Here is a 26,563-nt window from a genome sequence, read left to right on the forward strand (position 1 = left end):
CGACGCGGTTGGGCTAGCCTTGCTGGGGCGGGGCCCGGGAGCCACGGCAGGGCGCCGCCCACGAACGTCGCGTCGGCGGCATCCGCGAAGGAGAGGACATCGTGTCTGCAGTGAACAGTTTCGGGGCGAAGGACACGCTCCACGTCGGTGATGCGGCCTACGAGATCTACCGGATCGACACGGTCGCCGGGCACGAGAAGCTCCCCTTCAGCCTGAAGGTGCTGCTCGAGAACCTGCTCCGCACCGAGGATGGCGCCAACGTCACCAAGGCGCAGATCGAGGCGCTCGGCTCGTGGGTCCCCACGGCCGAGCCCGACACCGAGATCCAGTTCACGCCCGCGCGCGTGGTCATGCAGGACTTCACCGGCGTGCCCTGCATCGTCGACCTCGCGACCATGCGCGAGGCGGTCGTCGCCCTCGGCGGCGACCCGAACCGGATCAACCCGCTCTCGCCGGCCGAGATGGTGATCGACCACTCGGTGATCGCCGACCTCTTCGGCTCCGAGAACGCCCTCGAGCGCAACGTCGAGATCGAGTACGAGCGCAACGGCGAGCGGTACCAGTTCCTCCGTTGGGGCCAGACCGCGTTCGACGACTTCAAGGTCGTCCCGCCGGGCACGGGCATCGTGCACCAGGTCAACATCGAGCACCTGGCCAAGGTCATCTACCACCGCACGGTGTCGACCGACGGCGAGAACGGCGTCACGCGCGCCTACCCCGACACCTGCGTCGGCACCGACTCGCACACCACGATGGTCAACGGACTCGGCGTGCTCGGCTGGGGCGTCGGCGGCATCGAGGCCGAGGCGGCCATGCTCGGCCAGCCCGTCTCGATGCTCATCCCGAAGGTGGTCGGCTTCAAGCTCTCGGGCGAGATCCCCACGGGCGTCACCGCGACCGACGTCGTGCTCACGATCACCGACATGCTGCGCAAGCACGGCGTCGTCGGCAAGTTCGTCGAGTTCTACGGCTCGGGCGTGGCATCCGTGCCGCTGGCCAACCGCGCGACGATCGGCAACATGAGCCCCGAGTTCGGCTCGACGGCAGCCATCTTCCCGATCGACGACGTCACGCTCGACTACCTGCGCCTGACCGGCCGCAGCGACGAGCAGATCGCGCTCGTCGAGGCCTACTCGAAGGTGCAGAAGCTCTGGCACGATGCCGACAGCGAGCCCGAGTACTCCGAGTACCTCGAGCTCGACCTCGCGACGGTCGTCCCGTCGATCGCCGGCCCCAAGCGCCCGCAGGACCGCATCGTGCTCTCCGACGCGAAGGCCCGGTTCGAGAACGACCTGACCAACTACGCCGACGTCGAGCACGACCTCGTCGACCTCGAGGTGGCCGAGTCCTTCCCGGCCTCCGACCCGCCGAGCAACACGCCCGAGGATGAGCACAGCCACCACGTGCACTTCCACCGCTCGCACGCTCCGAAGACCGCCTCGAAGCCGACGCAGGTGCAGACGGCGGATGGCACGAGCTACACGCTCGACCACGGTGCGGTGACCATCGCGGCGATCACCTCGTGCACCAACACGTCGAACCCGTCGGTCATGCTCGCGGCGGGCCTGCTCGCGCGCAACGCGGTGAAGAAGGGCCTCAAGGCCAAGCCGTGGGTCAAGACCACGCTCGCCCCGGGCTCGAAGGTCGTCACCGAGTACTACGAGAAGGCCGGACTCACGAAGGACCTCGAGGACCTCGGCTTCTACACGGTGGGCTACGGCTGCACCACCTGCATCGGCAACTCGGGCCCGCTCATCGAGGAGGTGTCGGCGGCGGTGCAGCAGAACGACCTCGCCGTCACCGCGGTGCTCTCGGGCAACCGCAACTTCGAGGGCCGCATCAACCCCGACGTGAAGATGAACTACCTCGCGAGCCCGCCGCTCGTGATCGCGTACTCGCTCGCGGGTTCGATGAACTTCGACTTCGAGAACGACGCGCTCGGCCAGGACTCCGACGGCAACGACGTGTACCTCAAGGACATCTGGCCCGACGCCGGCGAGGTGCAGAAGACCATCGACGAGTCGATCAACGAGGAGATGTTCACGCGCCAGTACGCGAGCGTCTTCGAGGGCGATGACCGGTGGCGCAACCTGCCCACGCCGACCGGCGCGACCTTCGACTGGGACGCCGAGTCCACCTACGTGCGCAAGCCCCCGTACTTCGAGGGCATGACGCTCGAGACGACCCCCGTCACCGACATCGTCGGCGCCCGGGTGCTCGCGAAGCTCGGCGACTCGGTCACGACCGACCACATCTCGCCGGCCGGCTCGATCAAGGCCGACAGCCCCGCGGGCCGGTACCTCACCGAGCACGGCGTCGACCGCAAGGACTTCAACTCGTACGGCTCGCGCCGCGGCAACCACGAGGTCATGATCCGCGGCACCTTCGCGAACATCCGGCTGAAGAACCAGCTCCTCGACGGGGTCGAGGGCGGCTTCACGCGCGACTTCACGCAGGAGGGCGGGCCGCAGTCCTTCATCTACGACGCCTCGATGAACTACCAGTCGCAGGGCATCCCGCTCGTCATCTTCGGCGGCAAGGAGTACGGGTCGGGCTCGAGCCGCGACTGGGCCGCGAAGGGCACCAACCTGCTCGGCGTCAAGGCCGTCATCACCGAGAGCTTCGAGCGCATCCACCGCTCGAACCTCATCGGCATGGGCGTCGTGCCGCTCCAGTTCCCGGCGGGGGAGTCGGCCGACTCCCTCGGCCTCGACGGCACCGAGGTCGTCTCGATCACGGGCCTCGAGCAGCTCAACGAGGGTGTGACGCCGAAGACGGTCCGGGTCGTCGCCGAGCCGAGCGAGTTCTCGCCCGAGGGCAAGCAGACCGTCGAGTTCGATGCGGTCGTCCGCATCGACACGCCGGGTGAGGCCGACTACTACCGCAACGGCGGCATCCTGCAGTTCGTCCTGCGCAGCCTCGTCTGACGCGAACGCGAAACCGGGGGCGGTGGGCTTCGGCCCGCCGCCCCCGATCTCTGCCCGGGCTCACAGGTGCTCCGGCGTACACTCGAACGACACCGTGGCACCCGCCGCCCACAGCTCCGGAGGCACGACGAATGAGGCTGCTCGACACGATCCGCGGACCCCGCGACCTCGATGCGCTCACACACGACCAGCTCGAGGAGCTGGCTCGCGAGATCCGTGAAGTGCTCGTGGCGAGCGTGTCGAAGACCGGCGGCCATCTCGGTCCGAACCTCGGCGTCGTCGAGCTCACGATCGCCATCCATCGCGTCTTCGACTCGCCCCGCGATCCGGTCATCTTCGACACGGGCCACCAGTCGTACGTGCACAAGCTGCTGACCGGTCGCCGCGACCTCTCCACGCTGCGCAAGACCGGCGGCATGGCCGGGTACCCGCAGCGTTCCGAGTCCGAGCACGACGTCGTCGAGAGCTCGCACGCATCGAGCTCGCTCTCGTGGGCCGACGGCATCTCGAAGGCGTTCGAGATGACCGGGCAGGGTGATCGGCACGTGGTCGCGGTCGTCGGCGACGGCGCGCTCACGGGCGGCATGACCTGGGAGGCGCTCAACAACATCTCCGACGACAACACCCGCAACCTCGTGGTGGTCGTCAACGACAACGGTCGCTCGTACGCGCCGACCATCGGCGGCATGGCCCGCTTCCTCAACTCGGTGCGCACGAAGCAGTCGTACCGCACGCTCCACCTCCGCAGCCGCAGCGCGTTCGACCGGCTGGGCTCGCCGGGCCGGGCGATCTACCGCGGCGTGCGCGGCGGCCTGCACGGCTTCCTCAGCCGGTTCAGCGGCAACGAGGCGCTGTACTCGAACCTCGACATCAAGTACATCGGTCCCATCGACGGCCACGACGAGCGCGCCGTCGAAGAGGCGCTGCGCCAGGCGAAGTCGTACGGGGCGCCCGTGATCGTGCACGCGATCACCGAGAAGGGGCGCGGCTACGAACCCGCGCGCAACGACGTCGCCGACCAGTTCCACGCGGTCGGCCAGATCGATCCCGAGACCGGCGAGTCCCTCGAGACCGCGTCGGCGCCCTCGTGGACGAGCGTCTTCGCCGACGAGCTCGTGAGCCTCGCCGAGCGCGACGAGCGTCTCGTCGGCATCACCGCCGCGATGCTCCGGCCGACCGGGCTGCATCGCATGGCGGAGCGGTTCCCGGCGCGGGTGTTCGACGTGGGCATCGCCGAGCAGCACGCCGCCACCTCGGCCGCGGGCCTCGCATTCGGCGGCCTGCACCCCGTGGTCGCGGTGTACGCGACGTTCATCAACCGCGCGTTCGACCAGGTCCTGATGGATGTCGCGCTGCACAAGGCCGGCGTCACGTTCGTGCTCGACCGCGCGGGCGTGACCGGCCCCGACGGACCGAGCCACCACGGCGTGTGGGACCTCTCGATCTTGCAAGTGGTGCCCGGTATCCGCATCGCAGCGCCGCGCGACTCCGTGCGCCTCGCCGAGGAGCTCGGTGAGGCCGTCGGCGTGACCGACGGTCCGACGGTGCTCCGGTTCCCGAAGGGCACGGTCGGCACCGAGTACGGCGCGGTGCGCCGCACGCACGACGGCGTCGACGTGCTCGTCGAGTCCGAGCGCAAGGACGTGCTCATCGTCACGGTCGGCCCCATGGCCGGCATCGGGCTGGAGGTCGCGGAACGGCTCGAGGCGCAGGGCATCGGGGCGACCGTGGTCGATCCCCGCTGGGTGGTTCCCGTGCCCGAGAGCGTCGTGGACCTCGCGGCCGACTACCGGATCCTGGTCAGCATCGAGGACGGCATCCGCGTCGGCGGCATCGGCACCCGGATCCGGCAGGACCTCCGCGAGGCGGGGGTCGACACCGCGGTCACCGAGGTGGGCCTGCCCGACGAGTTCCTCGATCACGGCTCGCGTGGCGACATCCTCGAGCGCGTCGGCCTGACCCCGCAGCACATCGCCCGTGACGTGACCGCGATGGTGCTCGGCAGCAAGCTGCCGCACGCTCGCAACGCCGGCCTCGACGTGCCGGCCGATGCGAGCTCGCAGCCGCGCGTCTGAGGTCTCGGTCAGCCGACGCGGTAGACGTGCTCGACCGCGTCGCCCAGCCGGGTCACGCCGGTCAGCGCCAGCGGCGGCGTCACCGTCGCGATCGGCAGGAGCGGGCGGCCTCGGCCGAGGGCGACCGGCATGTAGGTCACGAGCAGCTCGTCGAGCCGACCGGCTTCGAGGAACTGCGCGGCGACCGGCCCGCCGCCGACGATCCAGACGTTGCGCGACCCCGCGGCGGCCGCGGCCGCGTCGGCGATGGGCCCGACCGGCCCGGAGGCGAACCGCACGTCGGCGCCCTCGGGCACCTCGAGTTCGCGGTGCGTCAGGACCCACGTGGGCACCGAGCCGTAGGGCCATCGGCCGCCCTCGCGAAGCACCCACTCGTACGTGGTCGCGCCGAGGACGAGCGCACCCACCTCGCCGAAGAACCGCTCGTAGCCCTCGCTGAAGTCCTCCATGCCGAACTGGAGGAGCCAGGAGAGGTCGTCGTGCTCGTCGGCGATGAAGCCGTCGAGCGTGCATGCCACGTAGTACTGGATCCTGGTCACGGGCCGAGCATACGAGCGGCCCCCGACATCAGGTGCCGGGGGCCGCTCGTGACGCGGGATGCCGCTACGCGACCGCCGCGGCGCGCTCCGCACCGACGCCGCGGATCGGCGGGTGGTGGAAGGTGTCGCCGAAGACTCGCTCGGACGCACCGACCCGGTCGAGGTACGGCGTTGCGCCGCCGGCCTGGAAGGGCCAGCCCGCGCCGAGGATGAGGCAGAGGTCGATGTCCTCGGCCGCCGCGACGACGCCCTCGTCGAGCATGAGCCTGATCTCGCGCGCCAGCTCGTCCTCGACGCGACGGAGGATCGTCGCCTCGTCGACCGGCGTCGAGCCGACCGTGATGGCCTTCTTCGCGTCCTTCGCGAGGTCGGTGACCTTGCCGTGCTTGTCCTTCTCCACGACGGGCCCGTCGAGCTTCGCGAGCGCGTGAAGGTTCGGGGACGAGTAGAACCGGTCGGGGAACTCGCGGACCATGGTGTCCTGCACGTGCGCCGCAACGGCCCAGCCCACGAGGTCGATGAGCTCGAACGGGCCCATCGGCAGCCCGATCGGGGCCAGCGCCCGCTCGACGACCGGCACGGGCGTGCCCTCGTCGACCGCGCGGGCCGCTTCGCCCATCACCTTGGCGAGCAGACGGTTCACGACGAAGCCGGGGGCGTCGGCGGTCAGCACCGCGCTCTTCTTCAGCTTCGCGGCGACCGCGAACGCGGTGGCGAGCGTCTCGTCGTCGGTGGCCGGCGCCTTCACGATCTCGAGGAGCGGCATGACCGCGACCGGGTTGAAGAAGTGGAAGCCGACGACCCGCTCGGGGTGGGCGAGCTTCGCACCGATCTGCTCGACCGAGAGCGACGACGTGTTCGTCGCGAGGATCGCCGTCTCGGACAGGAACGGCTCGACCTCGGCGAAGACCTGCTGCTTGACGGCGAGATCCTCGAAGACCGCCTCGATGACCCAGTCGCAATCGGCGAAGTCGGACTTGTCGGTGGTCCCCGTCACGAGCGCGCGGAGGCGGTTGGCCTCGTCGGCATCGATGCGGCCCTTCTGCTCGAGCGTGCCGATCTCGTCGCGGATGTACGCGAGTCCCTTGTCGACGCGCGCCTGATCGAGGTCGGTGATCACCACCGGGACCTGCAGGCGGCGCACGAAGAGGAGCGCGAACTGGCTCGCCATGAGGCCCGCGCCGATGATGCCGACCTTGGTGACCTTGCGCGCGAGCTCCGTGCCGGGAGCTCCGGCGGGCTTCTTCGCGCGCTTCTGCACGAGGTTGAACGCGTAGATCGACGCGACGAACTGGTCGCCGGCCACCAGGTCGGCGAGCGCCTCGTCCTCGCGGGCGAAGGCCTCGGCCTTCGTGCCGCCCTTCGCGGCCTTCAGCAGGTCGAGCGCGACGTACGGCGACTTCGCGGTGGTGCCGATCTTGCCCTCGAGGCTCTTGCGGGCGATGTTGACGGCGATGTCCCACTTGGCGAGCTTCTCGAGCTTGCCCGGGGCGTTCGGCCGCTTGACCGTGATGGTGCCGCCGAGTACGCGGTCGGCCCACTTCAGCGAGTCCTCGAGGAAGTTCACCGGCGAGAACATGGCGTCGGCGATGCCGAGGTCGAGGGCGTCCTTCGCCTTCAGCATCCGGTTGTTCTTCAGCGGGTTCTCGACGACCACGCGCAGCGCGTTCTCGATGCCGATGAGGTTCGGCAGCAGGTACGCGCCGCCCCAGGCGGGCACGATGCCGAGGAACACCTCGGGCAGCGCGATCGCCGGCGCCGAGGCATCCACCGTTCGGAAGTCGCTGTTCAGCGCGACCTCGAGGCCGCCGCCCAGCGCGAGTCCGTTGATGAAGGTGAACGTCGGCACGCCGAGCTCGCCGAGCTTGCCGAAGACCATGTGGCCGAGCTGGCCCATCTTCAGCGCGATGTCGCGGCTGGGGATCTCGCCCACCTTCGACAGGTCGGCGCCCGCGGCGAGGAAGTACGGCTTGCCCGTGATCGCGACGGCCTGGATCTCGCCGGCGGCGGCACGCCCCTTCAGCTCGTCGAGGCGATCGCCGAGCTCGAGCATCGTCACGGGTCCGAGCGTGGACGGGCGCGTGTGGTCGCGGCCGTTGTCGAGCGTGATGAGTGCGAGCACCTTGCCTGACGGCAGGCGGACGTCGCGCACGTACGAGTGCGTGACGACCTCGTCGTCGGCGAAGGCCGCGGCCAGCTCGGAGAAGTCGATCTTCGAGTAGTCGGTCATCTCGATCAGCGGCCCTTTCCGTAGCGCTTGTGGTGCGGGTTCTCCCAGATGACGCTGCCCCCCTGGCCGAGGCCGACGCACATCGCGGTCAGGCCGTAGCGCACTTCGGGGTGCTGCTCGAACTGGCGGGCGAGCTGGATCATGAGCCGCACGCCGGACGCGGCGAGCGGGTGGCCGATCGCGATCGCGCCGCCCCACTGGTTGACCCGCGGGTCGTCGTCGTCGTCGATGCCGAAGTGGTCGAGGAAGCTCAGGACCTGCACCGCGAACGCCTCGTTGAGCTCGAAGAGGCCGATGTCGTCGATCTTCAGGCCCGCGCGCTTCAGCGCCTTCTCGGTCGAGGGGATGGGGCCGATGCCCATGACCTCGGGCTCCACGCCGGCGAAGCCGAAGCTCACCATGCGCATCTTGGCCGACAGCCCGAGCTGCTTCGCGGCATCCGAGCTGGCGAGGATGGCAGCGGTCGCGCCGTCGGTGAGCGGCGACGCGTTGCCCGCCGTCACGCGCCCGTGCGGGCGGAACGGCGTCTTCAGCGTCGCGAGTCCTTCCATCGTGGTCTCGGGTCGACGCCCCTCGTCCTCGGCCGCGAGGCCCCAGCCCTCGTCGGTGCGCAACGCAACGGGCACGAGGTCGGGCTGGATGTGCCCGGCGTCGTAGGCGGCCTGGACCTTCTGCTGGCTGCGCATGCCGAAGCGGTCGCTGCGCTCCTTGGTGAGCTCGGGGAAGCGGTCGTGCAGGCGCTCGGCGGTATTGCCCATGTTCAGCGCGTCGGCGGCGACGAGGCGCTCGGCGAGGAATCGGGGGTTGGGGTCGGCGTCGAGGCCCATCGGGTGCCGGCCCATGTGCTCGACCCCGCCGGCGATGACGACGTCGTACTGCCCGAATCCGATGCCCGCGCCGGTGGTGGTCACCGCGGTCATGGCGCCCGCGCACATGCGGTCGATGGCGAAGCCCGGCACGGTCAGCGGGAGACCGGCGAGGATCGCGGCGGTGCGACCCAGGGTGAGGCCCTGGTCGCCGGTCTGGGTGGTGGCCGCGATGGCCACGTCGTCGACGCGGTCCTTCGGCAGGTTCGGGTTGCGCTCGAGCAGTCCGGTGATCGCCTTGACGGCGAGGTCGTCGGCCCTGGTGTTCCAGTACATGCCCTTGTCGCCGGCCCGTCCGAACGGGGTCCGGACCCCGTCGACGAACACGACATCAGCTCGTTCAGCCACGCTGCAGCTCCCTTTCGATGAGGAATGAGCCGATCCTAGGAACGGCGTCGGCGCATCGGGAATCGGTTGGCGGTTCCTACGAAGCCTCGTGCGCGGCGTCCTCGAGCGATTGTGCGGCCTTCACAAACGCATCGGCGATTATCTGTGCAGTAGCCTCAACCTGCCAGGCGCGCGCGCCGAGTGCGGCGAGCGCCTCCGCGAGGTTCGCCGCGGTCGGTTCGGCGGGCGGATGCCACGCCACGCGCCGCAGGTGATCGGGCGTCAGCACGTTCTCGACGGGCATGTCCATGCCCTCGGCCACGTCGGCGACCGCGGCCTTCGCGATCCTGAGCCGGGCGTCGGCCTCGGGGTTCCGAGCGGCCCATGCGCGCGGCGGTGGCGGTGCGTCGCTCGGGACGCGCGTCGCGGGCGGCTCGGCGGTCCGGGCCGCCTCGATCGCGGCCCACCACCGATCGAGCTCGGTGCGGCTCGCGCGGCCGTTGAACGCCTTGAGGTCGGCGAGCGCGCGCTTGGACTCGGGCAGCGACTTCGCGACGGCGAGGATCGAGGCATCCGGGATCAGGCGCCCGGGCGCGATGTCGGCCTCGGAGGCCAGGGCGTCGCGCGCGAGCCACAGCGATCGTGCGACGGCGAGGTTGCGCGGCGACCGCAGCGCGTGGATGCCGCTCAGCCTCCGCCACGGCTCGGCCGCGGGCGGCTTCGCCTCGCGGTGCACGGTCGCCTCGAACTCCTGCTCCGCGATGCCGGCCTTGCCCGCCGCGTCGAGTCGCTCCACCAGGCGGTCGCGCACGTCGACGAGCAGCTCGACGTCGAGCGCCGCGTAGCGGAGCCACGACTGCGGCAGCGGACGGGTGGACCAGTCGGCCGCCGAGTGCTCCTTAGCGAGCCGGATGTCGAGCAGCTCCTCGACGACCGACGCGAGGCCCACGCGCGGCATCCCGAGCAGTCGTGCCGCGAGCTCGGTGTCGAAGATGCGCGTCGGGTCGAGTCCGACCTCGCGCAGGCACGCGAGGTCCTGGCTGGCGGCGTGGAGCACCCACTCCTCGTCGCGGATGCGTTCCTGGAGCTCGGTGAACCCGGCGAGCATCGTCGGGTCGAACAGGAACGTGCCCGAGCCGCGCCGGTAGAGCTGGATCAGGTAGGCCCGTTGCGAGTAGCGGAACCCGCTCGCCCGCTCGGCGTCGACGGCCACGGGCCCCGAGCCGCCCTCGATGCGGTCGACGGCCTCGTCGTACGCCTCGCGGGAGTCGATCACGTGGAACTCGTCAGCCACGTCTCCTCCTCCGTCGCGGAAGGGCCGTCACCCCCTCGGTCGAGGGAGGCAGCCCCGCCAGCATGCACAACAACTCACTCCACCCTTCCACATGCGGCGCCGCGACCTCGTCGAGGGGCGTCCAGGAGGCCCGGAGCTCCAGCTCCGCGCCGTCGCCCTGACGCGCGAGTTCGCCGTATCCCGTGGAGAGGATCTTCGTGACCGTGCCCGACGCGGCGACGTACCTCGCGCCGCGTGCGTCGAGCGCGTCGACGAGCCACGACCACGCGACATCCGCCAGGAACGGGTCAGTGCCGATGTCGGTCTCGAGCGGGGCCTGCGCGAAGCAGACGACCCGGAAGCGACCGCCCCACGACTCGGGCTCCGACGGGTCGTACAACAGGACGAATCGACCGGTGCCCAGGTCGGAGTCGTCGGCGTGCCGCCCGGGCGCGACATCGGCCGCGAGCGCCACCGCCCACGGGGCCAGCGAGGCCGGCGCGGGGATCTCCGACACGCGCAGCTCCGGACGCGGCGACGCCGCCCGCAGCGACTCCAGCGCCGCGGCGAACTCCGGGGGTGGCAACGCCGAGTCGGACACGTGTGCAGACTAGAGTCTGGACCACGGGGGTCGGCGACGGCGCGCCGCGACCTCCGGGCGAGGGCACGGATCGTTCGAGGAGGCAGGATGTCACGGCTGGAGCGCACCGTCGGACCGGTGGCCGCAGTGCTCGGCGGCGTGGCCCTCGTGGGGGCGGCCTTCGTGGCCGCGACGGCCGCGACGGCCGTGGTGTTCGCGCGGCGCGTGGTGATCCCCGAGCCGCAGCGCGAGGACGACCTCAGGATCGAGGGAGTCGACCTCGCCGCCGGCGAGGTGCTGCTGACGTCGAACGACGACACGCGCATGCCGGGCCGGTACGGCCTCTGGTTCGAGCACGACTCGGGCCACGCTCGGCTCGGCGAGGTGCTCGACGACGACGGCCACCGCGTGCGGCGCCGCATCGAGGCCGTCGACTTCGGCCGGCTCGACCGCGCGGCGCGCGGCCGCCTCAGCGGGTGGTACCACCTCGGTCCGTGGGAGGTCGCCGAGAAGTATGAGAACGTGGTCGTCGAGACGCCCGTCGGACCCGCGCCCGCATGGTTCGTCGCTGCCACCGGCCCGGCGGGTTCGCCGTCGACGGACTGGGTCATCCAGGTGCACGGGCGCGCGGCGAAGCGACACGAGGCGCTGCGCGCGGTCGAACCGGCGCGCGAGGCGGGCTGGTCGAGCCTGCTCGTCTCCTACCGCAACGACGGCGAGGCCCCCGAGAGCGAGGACCGCCGGTACGGGCTCGGCGGCACCGAGTGGGAGGACGTGGTCGCCGCGGTGCGGTTCGCCGTCGCCCACGGGGCCCGACGGATCGTGCTCATGGGCTGGTCGATGGGCGGCTCGATCGTGCTGCAGACCGTCTTCCGGTCGGCCGAGGTGCGCGAGCACCTGGTCGGCGTGATCCTCGAGTCGCCTGCGGTCGACTGGCCCGACATCCTGCGGTTCCAGGGTCGCGCACTGGGCTGGCCGGCCGAGCTCGGGGGAGCGGTGGCCCGCGTGCTGAGCGCCCCGGTCGCCGGCACCCTCACGGGACTCGCGGCACCGATCGACCTCGAGGCGCTCGACGCGGTCGCGCGCGCCGACGAGCTCGACGTGCCGATCCTGCTCATGCACAGCGAGGACGACGGGTTCGTCCCGATCGACGGGTCGCGGCGCCTCGCGGCCGTCCGGGCCGACCTCGTGCAGTTCGAGGTGTTCGACGAGGCCAAGCACACGCGGCTGTGGAATCACGACCCCGACCGGTGGACGGGCCTCGTGCGCGGCTGGCTGGGCGCGCGCTGAGCCGACCGCGACGAGCGGATCGCGGTCAGGCGGCCAGCCGCTCCGCCAGCTGGCGCTTCGCCCGCGCGAGCATGCCCGACATGCCGCGGACCCGAAGCGGCGACACCGCCTCGTTGAGGCCGAGCGACTGCGGGTAGTCGGCCGGGATCGCCATGACCTCGTCGGGACTCAGCCCGTCGAGTCCCTGCGCGAGGATGGATGCGAACCCTCGGGTCGTCGGCGCCTCGGCGGGCGCCGTCGCGTGCATGTGCACGAGCCCGTCGTCATCGAGCTCGACGAAGATGTACACGGGCGACTGGCATTCCTCGACGCGCTCGAGCAGGTCGGGGTGGTCGCGGTACCGCTCCGGCAGCTCCGGCAGCTCGTTGGAGAAGTCGAGCAGCAGCGTCAGCCGGTCCTTCAGCCCGAGCGCGAGGAAGTCCTCGCGGGTCTCGGCGAGTGCGGTGGGCAGGGTCGTGGCATCCATCGCACCCATTGTCCCATCCGCCGCCGGGTCAACGGCCGGGCAGCTCGCCGCGCTCGGTGCCCGTCACGATCGGCACGCGCACGGCGCTGCCCCATTCCGTCCACGACCCGTCGTAGTTGCGCACGTGCTCGAAGCCGAGCAGGTGGGTCAGCACGAACCACGTGTGGCTCGAGCGCTCGCCGATCCGGCAGTACGCGATCACCTCGTCGCCGTCCTCCAGGCCGACCTCGTCGCGGTAGATCGCCTCGAGGTCGGCGCGCGTCTTGAAGGTGCCGTCTTCGGCGGCGGCGCGGGCCCAGGGCACGGATGCCGCGGTCGGGATGTGGCCGGCGCGCAGCGCGCTCTCCTCGGGGTAGGCCGGCGCGGTGGTGCGCTCGCCCGAGTACTCCTCGGGGGAGCGCACGTCGATGAGGGGCTTGCCGAGGTGGGCGAGCACGTCCTCCTTGAAGGCGCGCACGACCGAGTCGTCGCGCTCGACCACCGGGTACTCGACCGGCACGACCTCGGGCGCGTCGGTCGTGATCGGCCGGCCCTCGGCGATCCACTTGTCGCGGCCGCCGTCGAGCAGGCGCACGTCCTCATGGCCGAACAGCGTGAACACCCAGAGCGCGTAGGCGGCCCACCAGTTGTTCTTGTCGCCGTAGATGACGATCGTCGCGTCGCGGGAGATGCCCTTCGAGCCGACGAGCGCGGCGAACTCCTCGCCGGTCAGGTAGTCGCGCACGACGGGATCGTTGAGCTCGGTGTGCCAGTCCACCTTCACGGCGCCGGGGATGTGCCCGGTCTCGTACAGCAGCACGTCCTCATCGGACTCGACGACCACGAGGCCCGGTCGCCCGAGGCGTTCGGCGAGCCAATCGGTCGTGACGAGCCGCTCGGGGTGGGCGTACTCGGCCAGCTTCGCGGCGGGGTCGGTCTCGACGGGCATCGGTCCTCCTCGGGGTCGCCCGGATGGGGCGGGGGCGTGCGGGGCGCGGGCTAGGCTGGTCACCTGTCCACCACGAATCTACGCGGCGCGCCGGTCGCCGTCACCGGGCCCGTCACCATGCGCAACACGGGAGCCCCTCGCCGATGACCACTGCAGCGACATCCGCCCTCGAGCGCCTCGTCGACCGGAACCCCTCGATCACCGGTGCGGAGATCGCCTCGGAGCTGGTGCCCCCGCCGCAGTTCGAGCACGCGTCGTTCGAGTCGTATCGGCCCGACTCCGACTTCCCGTCGCAGCAGGCCGCCCTCGACCGGCTGAACGCCTTCGCGGGCGCATGGCGGGCGGCGCAGCGCCCGGGCGGATTCTTCTCGCGCAAGCGGCCCGCGCGCATCGAGCTGCCCGGCGTCTACCTCGACGGCGGCTTCGGCGTCGGCAAGACGCACCTCCTCGCTGCGCTGTGGCACGTGGCGCACGGCCCGAAGTACTTCGGCACGTTCATCGAGTACACCGCGCTCGTCGGCGCGCTCGGCTACGCGCCCGCCGTCGAGCTGCTCAAGGGGGCGCGTCTCGTCTGCATCGACGAGTTCGAGCTCGACGACCCGGGCGACACCATGCTGATGACGCGCTTCCTCGGCGAGCTCATGGCCGGGGGCACGCGCGTCGCCGCGACATCGAACACCCCGCCCAACGCGCTGGGTGAGGGGCGGTTCGCGGCCGCGGACTTCCTCCGCGAGATCCACGCGCTGTCGTCGAACTTCGAGACGCTCCGGATCGACGGGCTCGACTACCGTCGCCGCGACACCGAGGGCCACGCCGAGGCGCACGGCGACGACGCGGCGGTCGAGCACGCGGCATCCGCCCTGGCCGGCCGGGGTCACCGCGTGTCGCTCGACTCGTTCGACGCGCTCATCGCGCACCTCGCGACCGTGCACCCCGCGAAGTACATCAAGCTCATCGACGGCCTCGAGGTCATCGCGCTCACCGGCGTGCACGAGCTCACCGACCAGAACGCCGCGCTTCGTCTCGTCGCGTTCATCGACCGCGTCTACGACGCCGAGGTGCCCATCGTCGCAAGCGGGGTCCCGCTCGACTCGGTCTTCGGCGGCGACATGCTCTCGGGCGGCTACCGCAAGAAGTACCTGCGCTCGATGTCCCGCATGATCGCGTTGACGACCGGCGAGCTGCCGCCCCACGACTAGTCCCGCCGACCCCTGCGCGGCCGCCCGAGTCGACGACTTCACATGCGATCCTCCGGTCCGCGAAACACGTTGTTTACGCCGGGCCGCGGCCCGTAACCGTCACGAAACATCGGGCGACGCGTTCGGAAACCTCCCATCAAGAAACTGGTCAGCACCTGCCCCCCAGATTTCTTGAGAGAGGTTCGACATGGATCAAGGCAACACCGCGTTCCTGCTGATCGCGGCAGCCCTCGTCCTGCTGATGACCCCCGGACTCGCGTTCTTCTACGGCGGCCTCGTCAAGGCCAAGAGCGTGATCAGCATGATGATGATGAGCTTCGGCGCGCTCGGCCTGATCGGCGTGCTGTGGGTCCTCTACGGATACGCCATCGCGTTCCCCGGCGCCGAGGGCCTCGTCCCGCCGTGGTCCATCGACTGGTCGGCCATCGGCCTGACGAGCGTCCTGGAGACGCCTGAGGATGCGGCCTACCCGCCGCTGGCCTTTGTGGCCTTCCAGGCGACGTTCGCGATCCTCACGGTCGCGCTCGTCTCAGGCGCCATCGCCGACCGCGCGAAGTTCGGCGCGTGGATGATCTTCGCCGGCATCTGGGCCACCGTGGTCTACTTCCCGGTCGCGAGCTGGGTCTTCAACTTCGGCCTCGCCGACGACGGCTCGTTCGCCTACGGCGGGTGGACGACGTACGGCATGCAGGAGTTCTTCGGGCTCGGCGTGATCGACTTCGCGGGCGGCACCGCAGTGCACATCAACGCCGGTGCGGCCGCGCTCGCCCTCGCCCTCGTGCTCGGTAAGCGCGTCGGCTTCTCGAAGGGCGCGCACGTGCCCCACAACCCGCCGTTCGTGCTTCTCGGTGCGGGCCTGCTGTGGTTCGGATGGTTCGGCTTCAACGCGGGCTCCGAGCTCGCCGCCGACGGCGTCGCGGCCCTCGCGTTCGTCAACACCATCGCCGCCCCCGCCGCCGCGCTGCTCGCCTGGCTCGTCGTCGAGAAGATCAAGGACGGCAAGCCCACCTCGGTCGGCGCCGCCTCGGGCGCCGTCGCCGGCCTCGTCGCGATCACCCCGGCCTGCGCCGCGCTCGACCCGGTCTGGGCCATCCTGCTCGGCGTCATCGCCGGCGCGGTCTGCGCCCTGGCGATCGACCTGAAGTTCAAGTGGGGCTTCGACGACTCGCTCGACGTGGTGGGAATCCACCTCGTCGGCGGCCTCATCGGCACGCTCTACATCGGCTTCTTCGCCAACAACACCGGCCTCTTCATGGGCGGCGACGGCACCCAGCTGCTCGTCCAGGCCATCGCGGCGGTCGCCGTGCTGCTCTACTCGTTCACGCTCGCCTACATCATCGGCTTCGTCATCCAGAAGACGATCGGCTTCCGCGTCAAGAACGAGGACGAGGTCGCCGGCATCGACACCGTCGTGCACGGCGAGGAGGGCTACAAGCTCGAGACCGTCTGATCCCTGCGATCACCGCGAGGGCGGTGAGGGTAGTGTGCCGGTGTGCCAGACACCAGCCGCTTCCTCGCCGCCCTCGGGCGCGTCATCCGCTCGCTCACCGGCACGGGCAGGACGGCGACGGATGCCGCGCCGAAACGCCGCACGGCGGATGCGGACGGATCCTGGCCGGGCCGGTCGGGGCCGTCGGCCACGACGGAGCTCGTGCCCTCCGACATCCGGCGCGTGCGCTTCTCGTACACGCCCGATCGCGACGGCGAGCCCGACCCGGGCGAGATCGTGTGGACCTGGGTGCCCTACGAGGAGAACGACGGGCGCGGCAAGGACCGGCCGGTCGTCGTGGTCGCCGCCGGCGCCCCGGGCCAGTTCCTCGCGGTCCAGCTGACCAGCACACCGCGCGACCACGACCGCGACGCGATCCCGCTCGGTTCCGGAGCATGGGATCCGCAGGGTCGGCCGAGCTGGGCCCGCCTCGACCGGGTCTTCCGCGTGCACGCCGACGGCATGCGCCGCGAGGCGGCCGCGCTCGATCGGGAACGGTACACCCGGCTCGTCGATGCGCTGGCCGCGCGCTACGGCTGGGACGCGGCGGCCTGAGCCGATCGCCGGCGGCCCGCTCGATCGACGGGGAACGACGAACGCCCCCGGGGGACCGGGGGCGTTCCGTGGTGGGCGATGCCGGGCTCGAACCGACGACCTCTTCCGTGTGAAGGAAGCGCGCTACCAGCTGCGCCAATCGCCCGAGGTGTCTTCGCGGACAGGCCGTTGACCGTGACCGCGAAGTCGATACTAGCCCACGTCGCGCCACCGGCGCACATCGGCCGCCGCCCGGGCGCGTCGAGCCCGGCGGGTCCGCCGATCGGGAGGGGTGGGAGTCCCGACGGACCCTCGGTCGAGCGTGACACGCCCGGGATGCACGGTCGGATTGCGCATGTGACCGGCCGGAACGTGCCACGCGACCCGCTCGGTTTGTCATTCGTTCACGTCATCCGTTAGAGTCTCTACGTCGCCGAAACAGCGACAACGCGGATGTGGCGCAGTTGGTAGCGCATCACCTTGCCAAGGTGAGGGTCGCGAGTTCGAGTCTCGTCATCCGCTCTGACCAGGCCGGCGCAAGCCGGTCCTGTTCTTTGGTGGTGAACCCAGCACACGGTGGATTGGCCGAGAGGCGAGGCAGCGGCCTGCAAAGCCGTATACACGGGTTCGAATCCCGTATCCACCTCGAGACGAGCCCCTCGCAGCTCACTCACACGGGCGATTGGCGCAGCGGTAGCGCGCTTCCCTGACACGGAAGAGGTCACTGGTTCGATCCCAGTATCGCCCACCAGAGAGAATGAAGCCCCGGTTCGCCGGGGCTTTCGTCGTCTCAGCGGGTCTCACGCGCCGACCGGCGGCGCCGCTCGGCGTCAGCGGACCTCCTCCGAGGCGGGTCCGACCGCTCGGATGCGGTCCACGAGCAGGGTCGTCGAGTGATCCGGCACGTACTCGACCACGTGGACCTCGCCGCCGTAGGCCTCCACGACCGGTGTCTCCGCGAGCATCTCCGGGCTGTAGTCGCCGCCCTTCACGTAGACGTCGGGGCGCAGCGCCTCGATCAGCCCGATGGGCGTGTCGTCGTCGAACACCGTGACGTAGTCCACCCATTCCAATGCCGCGAGGAGGCCCGCCCGATCGATGGCGGGGTTGAGCGGGCGCTCCGGCCCCTTCAGCCGGCGGACGGAGTCGTCGCTGTTCACGCCGACGATGAGCAGGTCGCCGAGGTCGCGCGCCTGCTGGAGGTACGTCGTGTGGCCGACATGCAGGACGTCGAAGCAGCCGTTCGTGAACACGACCCGCTGGCCGTCGCGACGATGGTCGGCGATGCGGTCGCGCAGGGCCTCCGCCTCCAGCAGTGCGGCGGGCGGATGCGCGAGCCGCCGGACCAGCTCGTCGCCGCGGCACACCGAGGTGCCCTCGTGCGCGAGCGCGACATCCGCCGCGCCCTGGGCGAGCCGCATCGCCGTCGCGATCGGGACGTCGACGGACAGTGCCGCGGCGATGGCGGCCGCGAAGGTGTCGCCCGCCCCGGACGCGAAGCGCTCGGACACGGGATGCGCGGAGGTCAGCACCGGGACCTCGCCGGCGCGCAGCAGCACCGCGCCGTCCCGGTCGAGCGTGACGATGACCGCCCTCGCGCCCGCGCCGGCCCGCAGCTCGGCCGAGGCGCCGCTCGCGGCGCGGCGCCGGTCGCGTCCCTCTCCCAGGGATCGCCCAAGCAGGCGCGCGGCCTCCGCGGCGTTCGGAACCACGACGTCCGGAGCGAGGTCGCGCCAGCGGCGCAGGTCGTGGGCATCGACGATGAGGTGCCGGGGGCGTCCGGTGGCCCGGATCGCCTCGGCAACGACCGTGGGGAGCTCGGGCGCGCCGTAGTCGCTCACGACGAGGGCGTCGGCACCGGTGAGCACCTCCACGAGCCGGGTTCGGAGCGCGCGTGCGGCCCCCGGATCCTCGGCATCCCGATCACCGAGGTCATCGACCCGTGCGAGGACCTGGTCGTCGGCGACGACACGCGTCTTCGACACGGTCCGTCGCCCGGAGCGTCGCAGCACGCCGCGCGTCCCCACGCCGACATCCGCGAGCGCGGCGAGCAGCGCGTCGCCCGCGGCATCCGTTCCGACCGCGGTGACCAGGTCGGCCCGCGCGCCGAGCGCCGCGAGGTTCGCCGCCGTGTTCGCGGCGCCGCCGGGCGCGTCCACCGCATGTCGCAGCTCGACGACCGGCGCCGGCGCCTCGCGACTGAGGCGGCGGCTGGGCCCGGCCCACCAGCGGTCGAGGATGGCGTCCCCGACGACGACCACGCGGGGCGCATGCTGGCGGATCCGTTCGGCGGCGGCTGCGGTCATCTCCATGCGCCGATGCCTACCCACGATCGCGGCCCGGTATGCGTGCGACTCGCACGCGGCCGTCGCGAATGCCCGGCGCGCACGATCGAGCCGAGGAGGTTTCGCCGCGCCCCGCAGCGGGAAGGGGATCCCTCGACCCCAGCCCGGAACAGGAGGCCGCATGCCCGCGTACGCACCGCTCGCGCCGCGTTTCGACGATGTCCGACGCATCGCCGTCCTGCGCGGGGGAGGCCTCGGCGACCTGCTCTTCGCCATGCCGGCGATGGCGGCGCTGGCCGGCGAGTACCCGGACGCCGAGCTGGTGTTGCTCGGCATGCCGCTGCACGCCGAGCTCCTCGCCGGGCGGCCCGGACCCGTCGGCAGGGTCGAGGTGCTGCCCCACGCGCCCGGCGTCCGCGATACGGACGGCCCGGGCTCGGAGCCGTCCGACGCGTTCCGGGCCCGGATGCGCGCCGAGCGCTTCGACCTCGGCGTCCAGCTCCACGGGGGCGGTCGGAACTCGAACCCGTTCCTGCTCGGCCTCGGCGCACGCCACACCGTCGGCGCGGCGACTCGCGACGCCGAGCCCCTCGAACGGACCCTGCCGTACGTCTACTACCAGCACGAGGTCGTCCGCGCGCTCGAGGTCGTCGGGCTCGCCGGCGCGACGCCCGTCGAGCTCGAGCCGACCCTCGCCGTCCTCGACCGGGACCGCGAGCAGGCGGATGCCCTGCTCGGCGGATCGGATGGGCCGCTCGCCGTCGTGCACCCCGGCGCGACCGACCCGCGCCGGCGATGGCCGGTCGAGCGCTTCGCCCACGTCGCGCGGGGCCTGCTCGACGACGGCGCCGAGGTGGCGGTGGTGGGCGACGTTTCCGACCGGTCGACGGAGGCCGATCTCGTCGACGCCATCGGGACGGCGGGGCGGGGCGTGCGGCGGCTCGCGGGTCGGGCGAGGCTCGGCGTCACCGCGGCGGTGCTCGAACGGGCCGCCGTGGTCGTTGCCGACGACAGCGGCCCGCGGCACCTCGCGCAGGCGGTCGGCGCACCCACCGTGGGGGTGTTCTGGTTCGGCAACGTCGTGAACGCCGCACCCTTCGGCCGCGGACGTCACCGCGTTCACCTCTCGTTCGTCACCGCCTGCCCGGTGTGCGGGGTCGACGTCACCCAGGTCGGATGGACGGCGCCCCGCTGCGAGCACGACGTCTCGCACGTCGACGGGGTCGACGCGGACGCCGTGCTCGCCGACGCCCGCGACCTCATGGCCAGGACGTCTCCTCGGCGGGGCACACGAGCAGCTCCCGGACCTCGCATCCGGGCGGCTGGCTGAGCGCGAACACGACGGCGTTCGCGACATCCGCCGGATCGTTCAGCTTGGCGTCGGCACCGGGCCGGTACTGCTCGTCCCGGTCGTCGAAGAAGCTCGTGCGCATGCCGCCCGGGATGAGCGTCGTGACGCCGACGCGCCCCTTCGTCTCGGCCGCGAGCGCGCGGCTGAAGCCGAGCACCCCGAACTTCGAGGCGCAGTACGCCGTGGCATCCGCCGCGCCTTTCAAGGCGAGCGTCGACGCGACCGTGACGACGCGTCCGCCGGATTCCAGGAGGTGGGGGAGCGCGGCGCGGACCGCCGCCGCGGTGCCCAGCAGGTTCACGGCGATGACGCGCTCCCATTCGGCACCGTCGACGCCGTCGAGTGGTCCGCAGCGATCGATGCCCGCGGCGGTCACGACGGCGTCGAGGCCGCCGTGGCGCGCGGCGACCTCGGCGATCGTGCGTTCCAGCGCGCGCGTGTCCGAGACGTCCGCGACGTGGGACTCGTGCGCCGCCGCGGATGACGCGAGGTCGAGCACGATGGGCGTGCCCCCGGCGGCGGACACGGCGTCGGCGATCGCCGCGCCGAGGCCCGAGGCCCCGCCGGTGATGATCGTCCGGCCCGGAGTCCTCGGTTCGCGTCCCGCCGGGTTCGCGGCCGTGCTGGTGGCCCGGGTCGTCATGGTGTCGGTCATCATGCTCCTTCCCGCCGCCGATGCGGCGTGTCATGGGGATCGGTGGAACGGTCGGCCCGGCGCCTCAGCCCACTGCGGCGAGCGGCCGAGCCCGTGCCCGCCTCGCCGAGGACTCCGCGTCGAGGACCGCGACGCCGCCCGAGGCGAGGTACGAGGTGGCACGCGCCACGCCGCGCGACAGGGCCTCGAGCACGTCGGCGCCCTCGGCGAGCTCGCGACCCACGGTCGCCACCAGGCGGTCGCCGGCGCCGCACGCGTCGGCCACGCCGACGGGCTCGGCGGGGATGACGCGCCCGGGGCGGTCTCGGACGGCCACCGCGGCTCCGTCGGCGTCGAGGGTGATCGCGACGCAGTCGGCCGCCCAGCGCCCGCGGAGGGTCTCGGCGACCTCGAGGGCCGCCTCACGGCTCGTCACGGCCCGAGCGGCGAGCGCGGCGGCTTCCTCGCGGTTCGGCGTCAGCGCCCGGCATCCGGCGATCGGCTCGGCACCGCGGGGGTGCGGGTCCCAGACGACCGGCACGGATGGCGCCCGTTCCTCGAGCGCGGCGCGCACCACCGGGTCGCCGAGCAGGCCCCGGCCGTAGTCGGCCGCGATGATGGCGTCGGCGCCGCGGATGGCCTCCACGAGGCGCGCGGTCCCGCGGACGGGTCCGGGCGGTCCGCAGCCCTCGTCGATCCGCGCGATCGGATGGCCCGACGCGCGGATCCGCGTCTTGGTCGGCGTGGGACCGGGGAGCTCGGCCTCGGCGAGCACGACGGCCCCGAGGGCCGACCTCACGCGTGCCGAGCCGGGGTCCCGACCGATCGCGGTCGCGAGCGCCACGTCGGCGCCGTCCAGGGCGAGGAAGGTGGCGACGAGCCCGGCGCCCCCGGCGCGCTCCACCCGCCGGTCGACGTCGACCACGGGCACGGGGCCGTCGGGCGCGAGCCGCCCGGCGGTCCCGTCGAGGTCCACGTCGAGCAGCGTGTCGCCGACCACCACGATGCGCGGGCTCACGCCGGCCCTCCCTCGAGCGCCTGCTCGAACGCGATGCACAGGGCGTGCACCGCGACGAGTTCCGCCTCCTGAACGTTGGCGGAGGCGCCCGGCAGGGCGATCCCGTCGTCGCACGCCGCATGAAGCGGGTTCGGCGCCGGTCCGGTCAGGCTCCAGCGGAGCATGCCGAGATCGGCGGCCGCCGCGGCCGCCCGCAGGAGGTTGGCGCTGGCTCCGCTCGTGGACAGCAGGAGCAGCACGTCGCCGTGCCGCCCGTGCGCGCGCACCTGCCGTGCGAAGACCTCGTCGAAGCCGTAGTCGTTGCCGATGGCCGTGACGGCCGACGTGTCGGTGTGCAGCGCGATCGAGGAGAACGGCGGGCGGTCGTCGCGGAAGCGGCCGACGAACTCGGCGGCGAGGTGCTGCGCCTCGGCAGCGGAACCGCCGTTGCCGGCGACCAGCAGGCGCCCGCCGGCGCCGAGGCGGCGGGCCAGCTGCGCGCCCCACCGGGCGATCCGATCCGCCTCGGTCGCGAGCGCTCCCAGCACGTCGGTCGCGCCGGCGACATGCGATCGCACCACGGCCGCGGCCGCCGCGGTCGCGGGGTCGCGCCGGCCCCGGCGGTGCTGCGTGGTCTCGGTGAGCGAGGTCATCGGACCACCCCGCCCACGGTCGAGCCGCGCTCGGCCGCGGCGCGCGGCCGCGACAGCGTGGACCGGTAGGCGCGTTCGGTGTCGGCGGCCACGCGGTCCCACGAGTAGCGCGATTCCACGCGCCGCCGCCCGGCGGCGCCCAGGCGTCCAGCCCGCTCGGGATCCTCGAGCAGCTCCCGGATCGCTGCGGCGACCGCCCCGGCGTCCCGGGGCGGTACGTGCAGTCCCGTCCCGCCATGCACCACCGTGTCGATGAGGCCGCCGACCGAGGATGCGACCACCGGCCGTCCGCTCGCCATCGCCTCCAGCGGCACGATGCCGAACGGCTCGTACCACGGGGCGCACACCACCACGTCGGCCGATCGGTACACCGGGGGCAGCTCCGACTGCGGAACCTGTCCGCGGAGCTCGACGCGGTCGGCGACGCCGAATCGGTCGACGAGTTCGGCGAGCCGCGTGAGCTCGGGGTCCGCGCCGCCGCCGGCGGGCGCGGCGCCTCCGACGACGAGCAGTTCGACGTCGAGCCCCTCGGCCGCGACGAGCGAGATCGCCTCGATGACGGTGCCCACGCCCTTGCGCGGCACGAGGCGGCCGACGCTCACCACGCGATGCGGCCGGCGCTTCGGCTCGGCCTCGCCGTCCGGCGTGAAGTGCCGCAGGTCGACGCCGCACGGGATCACCGAGATGCGGGACTGTGGGACTCCCAGCTTCTTCAGCTCGAACGCCTCGTCCGAGCACGTGGCGACCACGCGATCGACACGGCGACCCACGTCGGGCTCCAGCGACTCGCGCTCGGGCGGGCTGGTGTCATCCGGCCCCTGGTGGCGGCGCTTCACCACCCCGAGCGCGTGGAAGGTCTGCAGGACGGCGGGCGGCGAGGTGGTCGCCGCCGCCGCGGCGAGCGTGGCGATGCCCGACATCCAGAAGTGCCCGTGCGCGACCTCGGGCGGCCAGGACCGCCAGTCCTCGGCGATGCCCTCGGCCAGTGCGGTCATGTGCGGCAGCAGGTCGTCCTTGGGGATCGGCTCGGCCGGTCCGGCCGTCACGTGCACGACCTCGACGCCCGGCCCGAACGCGACGGCGCGCGGCAGTGCCGGGTCGTCCCGCCGCGTGTAGACGCGGACGTGATGGCCGCGCCGCGCGAGCGCGCGGGCGAGCGCCGCGACGTGGACGTTCTGCCCGCCCGCGTCGGCCCCGCCCAGCGTGGCGAGCGGGCTCGCATGCTCCGACACCATGGCGATGCGCATCATGACTCCTTCCATCCGGAGGACCGCGGTCCGCGCCCGCCGCCCACGGCGACGAGCGGGCCACGGCCGGGGGAACGTTCGACCAGGTCGGCGATGAGCACGTCCCAGTCGGAGAGGAACCGCGCGAGGCGGAACCGGTCGAGTGCGGCCTCGCGGCCGGCGGCGCCGAGGCGAGCGGCCTCGTCGCGGTCCTCGAGCAGCAGTCGCGCCGCGGCGACGAGCTCCCCGACGTTGGTCGAGAGGAAGCCCGCACCGGGCGGCACCGCGCGCGCGGCCTCGGTGGTCTGCAATGCGACCACGGGCATGCCGAGGTGCATCGCCTCGATGAGCGAGAGGCCGAGCGAGGTCCAGCGCGCCGTGTGCAGGTACAGTCGACGCTCGGCCATGGCCGCGTGCAGGTCGGCGGTCGGCAGGTCGCCCGCGGGACGGATGAGGTCGGGAGACACGCCCAGCGCGGCCGGGAGCGGCTCCCCGCCCATGCCGAACACGTCGATGCCCCCGGCCTCGGCGAAGCGGGGCAGCAGGTCGGTGCCCGTGATCCGTCCGCGGCGGACGGGCTCGTTCACCACCGCGGCCATCCGCTCGAGCCCGCCCCGGTACCGGTGTCCGGGATCGACCACGCCGTGCTCGACGACCACCGAGCGGGTGCGGCCGCCGTCCCACATCAGCTGGTTGAAGTGCGTGACGTGCGCGATCACGAGGTCGTCACGGTCGGCGAGCGGATGCCGCGTGGTCGCCGCATCCGGCTTCGGCGTGTTGTGCTCGACGAAGACGGCGGGCACGTCGCGCCCCGGACGGCGCCCGAGCAGCGCCTCCGCGAGCACGAGCTCCTCGGTTCGCTGCAGCACGACCAGGTCGACCGCCTCGTCGCGGAGCTCGTGGAGCGCCACCTCGCGCACCGCCGGCCAGTCCCGGCCGCCGGTGCCGAGCCCCCACGGTCCGCGGGCGTCGTCGACCGGCAGGAGGTACTCGTGCGCGCCGCGGACGAACGCGTCCGTCCATCCGCCGTGCATGTGCCAGACGAGGATCCTCATGCGGGCACCACCTCCTCGTCGCGGGACGCCGCACCACGCTCGACCGCCGCGGTCGCGCGGTGCGGACGCAGGGCCAGCACGGCGTCGACGACGGCGGACGGCGTCACCGCCGCGAGGCACGGGTGCCCGGGGACCGGGCAGTCCCGGGCGCGAGTGCCCGCGCACGCGGCGTCCTCGAGGCCGAGCACGACCACCGGAACGCCGAACGGCCGCCAGCACGCCTCGGAGACGACGGGGGAGAAGAGGCTCACGATCGGCGTGCCCGCGGCCGCGGCGAGATGTGCGGTGCCCGTGTTGCCCGCCACGACGACGTCGGCCTCGGCGAGCAGCCGGGCGAGCGTGCCGAGCGTGGTCCGCCCGCCCAGGTCGATGCCGGCGTCGCCCGCGACGTACCGGGTCAGCTCGCGCTCGTCGTCGCCTCCGGTCACCGCGACCCGGATGCCGGCCGCGGTGAGCCGCCGGACGACGTCGCGGTGGTGCTCGGCGGGCCAGGTCCGCGCCGCGACCGCGGCGCCGGGATGCACGACGACCACGCCGTCGGCACCGCCCTCGATCGGCGAAGGCTCGGTGGCGGGGCGGATGGCGAGGCGGCCCTCGTCGTCGTCGGGGAGGGCGAATCCGGCCGCGCCCGCGATGGTCAGCGCCCGGCTGACCTCCGACTGCTGTTCCGGGAAGTCCTCGCCCGGCCGGAGCCGCACGTCGAGTAGGGAGCCGGCGTAGTCGACGGACGCGCCCGTGATCCTGCGCACCCCCGCCATCCGCAGGAGCACTGCGAGGGGAAGCGGAGACTGGTGGAACGAGGTCAGGATCACGGCGGCGTCGGGCCGGACCCGCTCGACGATGCGACGCAGGGCCGCGGCGGCCTCATCGGTCATCGCGGGCGCGGGGTTCGCGATCCAGGGGGCGTCCCACACGTGCACGCCGGCGACGCCGGGCAGCAGGCGGGCGGCTGGAGCGCCGCGCGGTCCGCACAGTACGTGGACCTCCGCGGCAGCGGCGACGGCGCGGATCGCGGGACCGCACAGGATCATGTCGCCGAGGCTGTCCAGCCGGGCGACGAGCACGCGCGAACGGGCGTCAGGCGGCGACATCCGCACCCCCCTCCGCGAGCAGTCGCCGAACGGCGGCCAGCACGGTCGGGGCGACCTCCGACGCCGACTCGACCTCGGCGGTGCGGGTGACGGGCGTCGGCACCATCACGCCGCGCATCCCGGCGGCCGCGGCCGCCGCCATGTCGGCGCCGATGTCGCCGATCATCACCACGTCGGCCGGCGGCATCCCCAACTCGGCGCAGGCGGAGTGGAGCATCCCGGGAGCGGGCTTCCGGCAGGCGCAGCCGTCGGCCTCGGCGTGCGGGCAGACGCGCCAGACGTCGAACGGCCCGAGCAGTTCGTCGACCCGGGCGTTCACCGCGTCGACGTCGGTCGGGGAGACCATCCCGCGCGCGACGGCCGACTGGTTCGTGACCACGCCGATCAGGATCCGGCGCGCGCGGAGGCGCGCGACGGCCTCCGCCGCCGTGGGCATCGGCTCGACCAGCGACGGATCGCCGTTGTACGGCACGTCTCGGATGAGCGTGCCGTCGCGGTCGAAGAGCACTGCGCGCGGGATGCGGTTCGCCATACGAGGTCCGGTACCC

22 protein-coding genes and 4 tRNA genes are annotated in these 26,563 nt (G+C 72.4%); 10 read left to right on the top strand and 16 right to left on the bottom strand.

The window, feature by feature from the left end:
* Positions 1-101 precede the first annotated feature (101 nt).
* Positions 102-2,927: an aconitate hydratase AcnA gene (gene acnA / locus ACZ4TW_RS06185; protein ID WP_465541201.1), complete on the top strand. Its 2,826-nt coding sequence runs from the start codon at positions 102-104 to the stop codon at positions 2,925-2,927.
* A 131-nt stretch (positions 2,928-3,058) separates the two neighbouring features.
* A complete protein-coding gene (gene dxs / locus ACZ4TW_RS06190; RefSeq protein WP_465541203.1) occupies positions 3,059-5,002 on the top strand; it encodes a 1-deoxy-D-xylulose-5-phosphate synthase in 1,944 nt (647 codons plus the stop codon).
* A gap of 8 nt (positions 5,003-5,010) precedes the next feature.
* Here dxs and ACZ4TW_RS06195 read toward each other — a convergent pair whose 3' ends face one another.
* The 5 genes from ACZ4TW_RS06195 to ACZ4TW_RS06215 all read right to left on the bottom strand — a co-directional run bounded on the left by ACZ4TW_RS06195 (position 5,011) and on the right by ACZ4TW_RS06215 (position 10,838).
* The gene (locus tag ACZ4TW_RS06195) at positions 5,011-5,541 is read right to left on the bottom strand and encodes a dihydrofolate reductase family protein (RefSeq protein WP_465541205.1); all 531 of its coding nucleotides are present in this window, start codon (positions 5,539-5,541) and stop codon (positions 5,011-5,013) included.
* Positions 5,542-5,605: 64 nt separating this feature from the next.
* Positions 5,606-7,771: a 3-hydroxyacyl-CoA dehydrogenase NAD-binding domain-containing protein gene (locus ACZ4TW_RS06200; RefSeq protein WP_465541206.1), complete on the bottom strand. Its 2,166-nt coding sequence runs from the start codon at positions 7,769-7,771 to the stop codon at positions 5,606-5,608.
* A gap of 5 nt (positions 7,772-7,776) precedes the next feature.
* Entirely contained in the window at positions 7,777-8,985 is a 1,209-nt protein-coding gene (locus ACZ4TW_RS06205; protein ID WP_465541208.1) for a thiolase family protein, read from the bottom strand.
* 76 nt (positions 8,986-9,061) lie between these two features.
* The gene (locus tag ACZ4TW_RS06210; protein WP_465541210.1) at positions 9,062-10,258 is read right to left on the bottom strand and encodes an HRDC domain-containing protein; all 1,197 of its coding nucleotides are present in this window, start codon (positions 10,256-10,258) and stop codon (positions 9,062-9,064) included.
* Positions 10,251-10,838 (bottom strand): DUF3000 domain-containing protein, encoded by a 588-nt coding sequence (locus ACZ4TW_RS06215; RefSeq protein ID WP_465541212.1) that lies wholly within the window; start codon positions 10,836-10,838, stop codon positions 10,251-10,253. Before ACZ4TW_RS06215 ends, ACZ4TW_RS06210 begins: the two co-directional genes overlap by 8 nt.
* Positions 10,839-10,925: 87 nt before the next feature.
* Here ACZ4TW_RS06215 and ACZ4TW_RS06220 point away from each other — a divergent pair, with 87 nt between their 5' ends.
* The gene (locus tag ACZ4TW_RS06220; protein ID WP_465541214.1) at positions 10,926-12,107 is read left to right on the top strand and encodes an alpha/beta hydrolase family protein; all 1,182 of its coding nucleotides are present in this window, start codon (positions 10,926-10,928) and stop codon (positions 12,105-12,107) included.
* A gap of 25 nt (positions 12,108-12,132) precedes the next feature.
* Here ACZ4TW_RS06220 and ACZ4TW_RS06225 read toward each other — a convergent pair whose 3' ends face one another.
* Entirely contained in the window at positions 12,133-12,573 is a 441-nt protein-coding gene (locus tag ACZ4TW_RS06225; RefSeq protein WP_465541216.1) for a SufE family protein, read from the bottom strand.
* Positions 12,574-12,601: 28 nt separating this feature from the next.
* Complete coding sequence (locus tag ACZ4TW_RS06230) at positions 12,602-13,501, bottom strand: sulfurtransferase (RefSeq protein ID WP_465541218.1); 900 nt, start codon at positions 13,499-13,501, stop codon at positions 12,602-12,604.
* A 143-nt stretch (positions 13,502-13,644) separates the two neighbouring features.
* On the opposite strand from ACZ4TW_RS06230, the gene zapE reads away from it, so the two are divergent.
* From zapE to ACZ4TW_RS06245, 3 genes are all read left to right on the top strand, one after another.
* Positions 13,645-14,700, top strand: coding sequence for a cell division protein ZapE (zapE, locus tag ACZ4TW_RS06235; protein WP_465541220.1), 1,056 nt, complete (start codon positions 13,645-13,647; stop codon positions 14,698-14,700).
* Between the two features lie 187 nt (positions 14,701-14,887).
* Positions 14,888-16,150 (top strand): ammonium transporter, encoded by a 1,263-nt coding sequence (locus tag ACZ4TW_RS06240; RefSeq protein WP_465541222.1) that lies wholly within the window; start codon positions 14,888-14,890, stop codon positions 16,148-16,150.
* A gap of 42 nt (positions 16,151-16,192) precedes the next feature.
* The gene (locus ACZ4TW_RS06245; protein WP_465541224.1) at positions 16,193-16,744 is read left to right on the top strand and encodes a type II toxin-antitoxin system PemK/MazF family toxin; all 552 of its coding nucleotides are present in this window, start codon (positions 16,193-16,195) and stop codon (positions 16,742-16,744) included.
* A gap of 69 nt (positions 16,745-16,813) precedes the next feature.
* Here the strand turns inward: ACZ4TW_RS06245 and ACZ4TW_RS06250 are convergent.
* A tRNA-Val gene (locus ACZ4TW_RS06250) sits at positions 16,814-16,889 on the bottom strand.
* Positions 16,890-17,172: 283 nt separating this feature from the next.
* On the opposite strand from ACZ4TW_RS06250, the gene ACZ4TW_RS06255 reads away from it, so the two are divergent.
* The 3 genes from ACZ4TW_RS06255 to ACZ4TW_RS06265 all read left to right on the top strand — a co-directional run bounded on the left by ACZ4TW_RS06255 (position 17,173) and on the right by ACZ4TW_RS06265 (position 17,474).
* A tRNA-Gly gene (locus ACZ4TW_RS06255) sits at positions 17,173-17,245 on the top strand.
* A 53-nt stretch (positions 17,246-17,298) separates the two neighbouring features.
* A tRNA-Cys gene (locus ACZ4TW_RS06260) sits at positions 17,299-17,369 on the top strand.
* A gap of 30 nt (positions 17,370-17,399) precedes the next feature.
* Positions 17,400-17,474 (top strand) — tRNA-Val (locus ACZ4TW_RS06265).
* A gap of 79 nt (positions 17,475-17,553) precedes the next feature.
* Here the strand turns inward: ACZ4TW_RS06265 and rfaE2 are convergent.
* Positions 17,554-19,035, bottom strand: coding sequence for a D-glycero-beta-D-manno-heptose 1-phosphate adenylyltransferase (gene rfaE2, locus ACZ4TW_RS06270; protein ID WP_465541226.1), 1,482 nt, complete (start codon positions 19,033-19,035; stop codon positions 17,554-17,556).
* Positions 19,036-19,189: 154 nt separating this feature from the next.
* Here rfaE2 and ACZ4TW_RS06275 point away from each other — a divergent pair, with 154 nt between their 5' ends.
* Positions 19,190-20,338: a glycosyltransferase family 9 protein gene (locus tag ACZ4TW_RS06275; RefSeq protein WP_465541228.1), complete on the top strand. Its 1,149-nt coding sequence runs from the start codon at positions 19,190-19,192 to the stop codon at positions 20,336-20,338.
* Here the strand turns inward: ACZ4TW_RS06275 and ACZ4TW_RS06280 are convergent.
* The 7 genes from ACZ4TW_RS06280 to ACZ4TW_RS06310 form a co-directional block, all read right to left on the bottom strand.
* A complete protein-coding gene (locus ACZ4TW_RS06280; RefSeq protein WP_465541427.1) occupies positions 20,268-21,002 on the bottom strand; it encodes an SDR family oxidoreductase in 735 nt (244 codons plus the stop codon). The two genes, ACZ4TW_RS06275 and ACZ4TW_RS06280, sit on opposite strands and share 71 nt — an antisense overlap.
* 76 nt (positions 21,003-21,078) lie before the next feature.
* Positions 21,079-22,011 carry a bifunctional heptose 7-phosphate kinase/heptose 1-phosphate adenyltransferase gene (locus tag ACZ4TW_RS06285; protein WP_465541230.1) on the bottom strand — a complete coding sequence of 311 codons (933 nt, stop codon included), beginning with the start codon at positions 22,009-22,011 and terminating at the stop codon, positions 21,079-21,081.
* Positions 22,008-22,643 carry a D-sedoheptulose-7-phosphate isomerase gene (locus tag ACZ4TW_RS06290; protein WP_465541232.1) on the bottom strand — a complete coding sequence of 212 codons (636 nt, stop codon included), beginning with the start codon at positions 22,641-22,643 and terminating at the stop codon, positions 22,008-22,010. The genes ACZ4TW_RS06285 and ACZ4TW_RS06290 overlap by 4 nt, the downstream gene beginning before the upstream one ends.
* On the bottom strand, positions 22,640-23,890 hold the full coding sequence (locus ACZ4TW_RS06295; protein WP_465541234.1) for a glycosyltransferase: 1,251 nt from the start codon (positions 23,888-23,890) through the stop codon (positions 22,640-22,642). Before ACZ4TW_RS06295 ends, ACZ4TW_RS06290 begins: the two co-directional genes overlap by 4 nt.
* Entirely contained in the window at positions 23,890-24,924 is a 1,035-nt protein-coding gene (locus ACZ4TW_RS06300; protein WP_465541236.1) for a glycosyltransferase, read from the bottom strand. The genes ACZ4TW_RS06295 and ACZ4TW_RS06300 overlap by 1 nt, the downstream gene beginning before the upstream one ends.
* Entirely contained in the window at positions 24,921-26,015 is a 1,095-nt protein-coding gene (locus ACZ4TW_RS06305) for a glycosyltransferase family 9 protein (RefSeq protein WP_465541238.1), read from the bottom strand. The genes ACZ4TW_RS06300 and ACZ4TW_RS06305 overlap by 4 nt, the downstream gene beginning before the upstream one ends.
* Positions 26,002-26,547, bottom strand: a complete 546-nt coding sequence (locus ACZ4TW_RS06310) for a D-glycero-alpha-D-manno-heptose-1,7-bisphosphate 7-phosphatase (protein WP_465541240.1) — start codon at positions 26,545-26,547, stop codon at positions 26,002-26,004. The genes ACZ4TW_RS06305 and ACZ4TW_RS06310 overlap by 14 nt, the downstream gene beginning before the upstream one ends.
* Positions 26,548-26,563 lie beyond the last annotated feature (16 nt).

It is taken from the genome of Agromyces sp. NPDC029043, assembly GCF_055564615.1.

Bases quoted from the DNA above. Each gene is read 5' to 3' on its own strand.
- dxs (WP_465541203.1), top strand. From the start codon at position 3,059: ATGAGGCTGCTCGACACGATCCGCGGACCCCGCGACCTCGATGCGCTC.
- ACZ4TW_RS06200 (WP_465541206.1), bottom strand. From the start codon at position 7,771: ATGACCGACTACTCGAAGATCGACTTCTCCGAGCTGGCCGCGGCCTTC.
- ACZ4TW_RS06220 (WP_465541214.1), top strand. From the start codon at position 10,926: ATGTCACGGCTGGAGCGCACCGTCGGACCGGTGGCCGCAGTGCTCGGC.
- ACZ4TW_RS06225 (WP_465541216.1), bottom strand. From the start codon at position 12,573: ATGGATGCCACGACCCTGCCCACCGCACTCGCCGAGACCCGCGAGGAC.
- ACZ4TW_RS06230 (WP_465541218.1), bottom strand. From the start codon at position 13,501: ATGCCCGTCGAGACCGACCCCGCCGCGAAGCTGGCCGAGTACGCCCAC.
- zapE (WP_465541220.1), top strand. From the start codon at position 13,645: ATGACCACTGCAGCGACATCCGCCCTCGAGCGCCTCGTCGACCGGAAC.
- ACZ4TW_RS06240 (WP_465541222.1), top strand. From the start codon at position 14,888: ATGGATCAAGGCAACACCGCGTTCCTGCTGATCGCGGCAGCCCTCGTC.
- rfaE2 (WP_465541226.1), bottom strand. From the start codon at position 19,035: ATGGAGATGACCGCAGCCGCCGCCGAACGGATCCGCCAGCATGCGCCC.
- ACZ4TW_RS06275 (WP_465541228.1), top strand. From the start codon at position 19,190: ATGCCCGCGTACGCACCGCTCGCGCCGCGTTTCGACGATGTCCGACGC.
- ACZ4TW_RS06280 (WP_465541427.1), bottom strand. From the start codon at position 21,002: ATGACGACCCGGGCCACCAGCACGGCCGCGAACCCGGCGGGACGCGAA.
- ACZ4TW_RS06290 (WP_465541232.1), bottom strand. From the start codon at position 22,643: ATGACCTCGCTCACCGAGACCACGCAGCACCGCCGGGGCCGGCGCGAC.
- ACZ4TW_RS06295 (WP_465541234.1), bottom strand. From the start codon at position 23,890: ATGCGCATCGCCATGGTGTCGGAGCATGCGAGCCCGCTCGCCACGCTG.
- ACZ4TW_RS06300 (WP_465541236.1), bottom strand. From the start codon at position 24,924: ATGAGGATCCTCGTCTGGCACATGCACGGCGGATGGACGGACGCGTTC.
- ACZ4TW_RS06305 (WP_465541238.1), bottom strand. From the start codon at position 26,015: ATGTCGCCGCCTGACGCCCGTTCGCGCGTGCTCGTCGCCCGGCTGGAC.
- ACZ4TW_RS06310 (WP_465541240.1), bottom strand. From the start codon at position 26,547: ATGGCGAACCGCATCCCGCGCGCAGTGCTCTTCGACCGCGACGGCACG.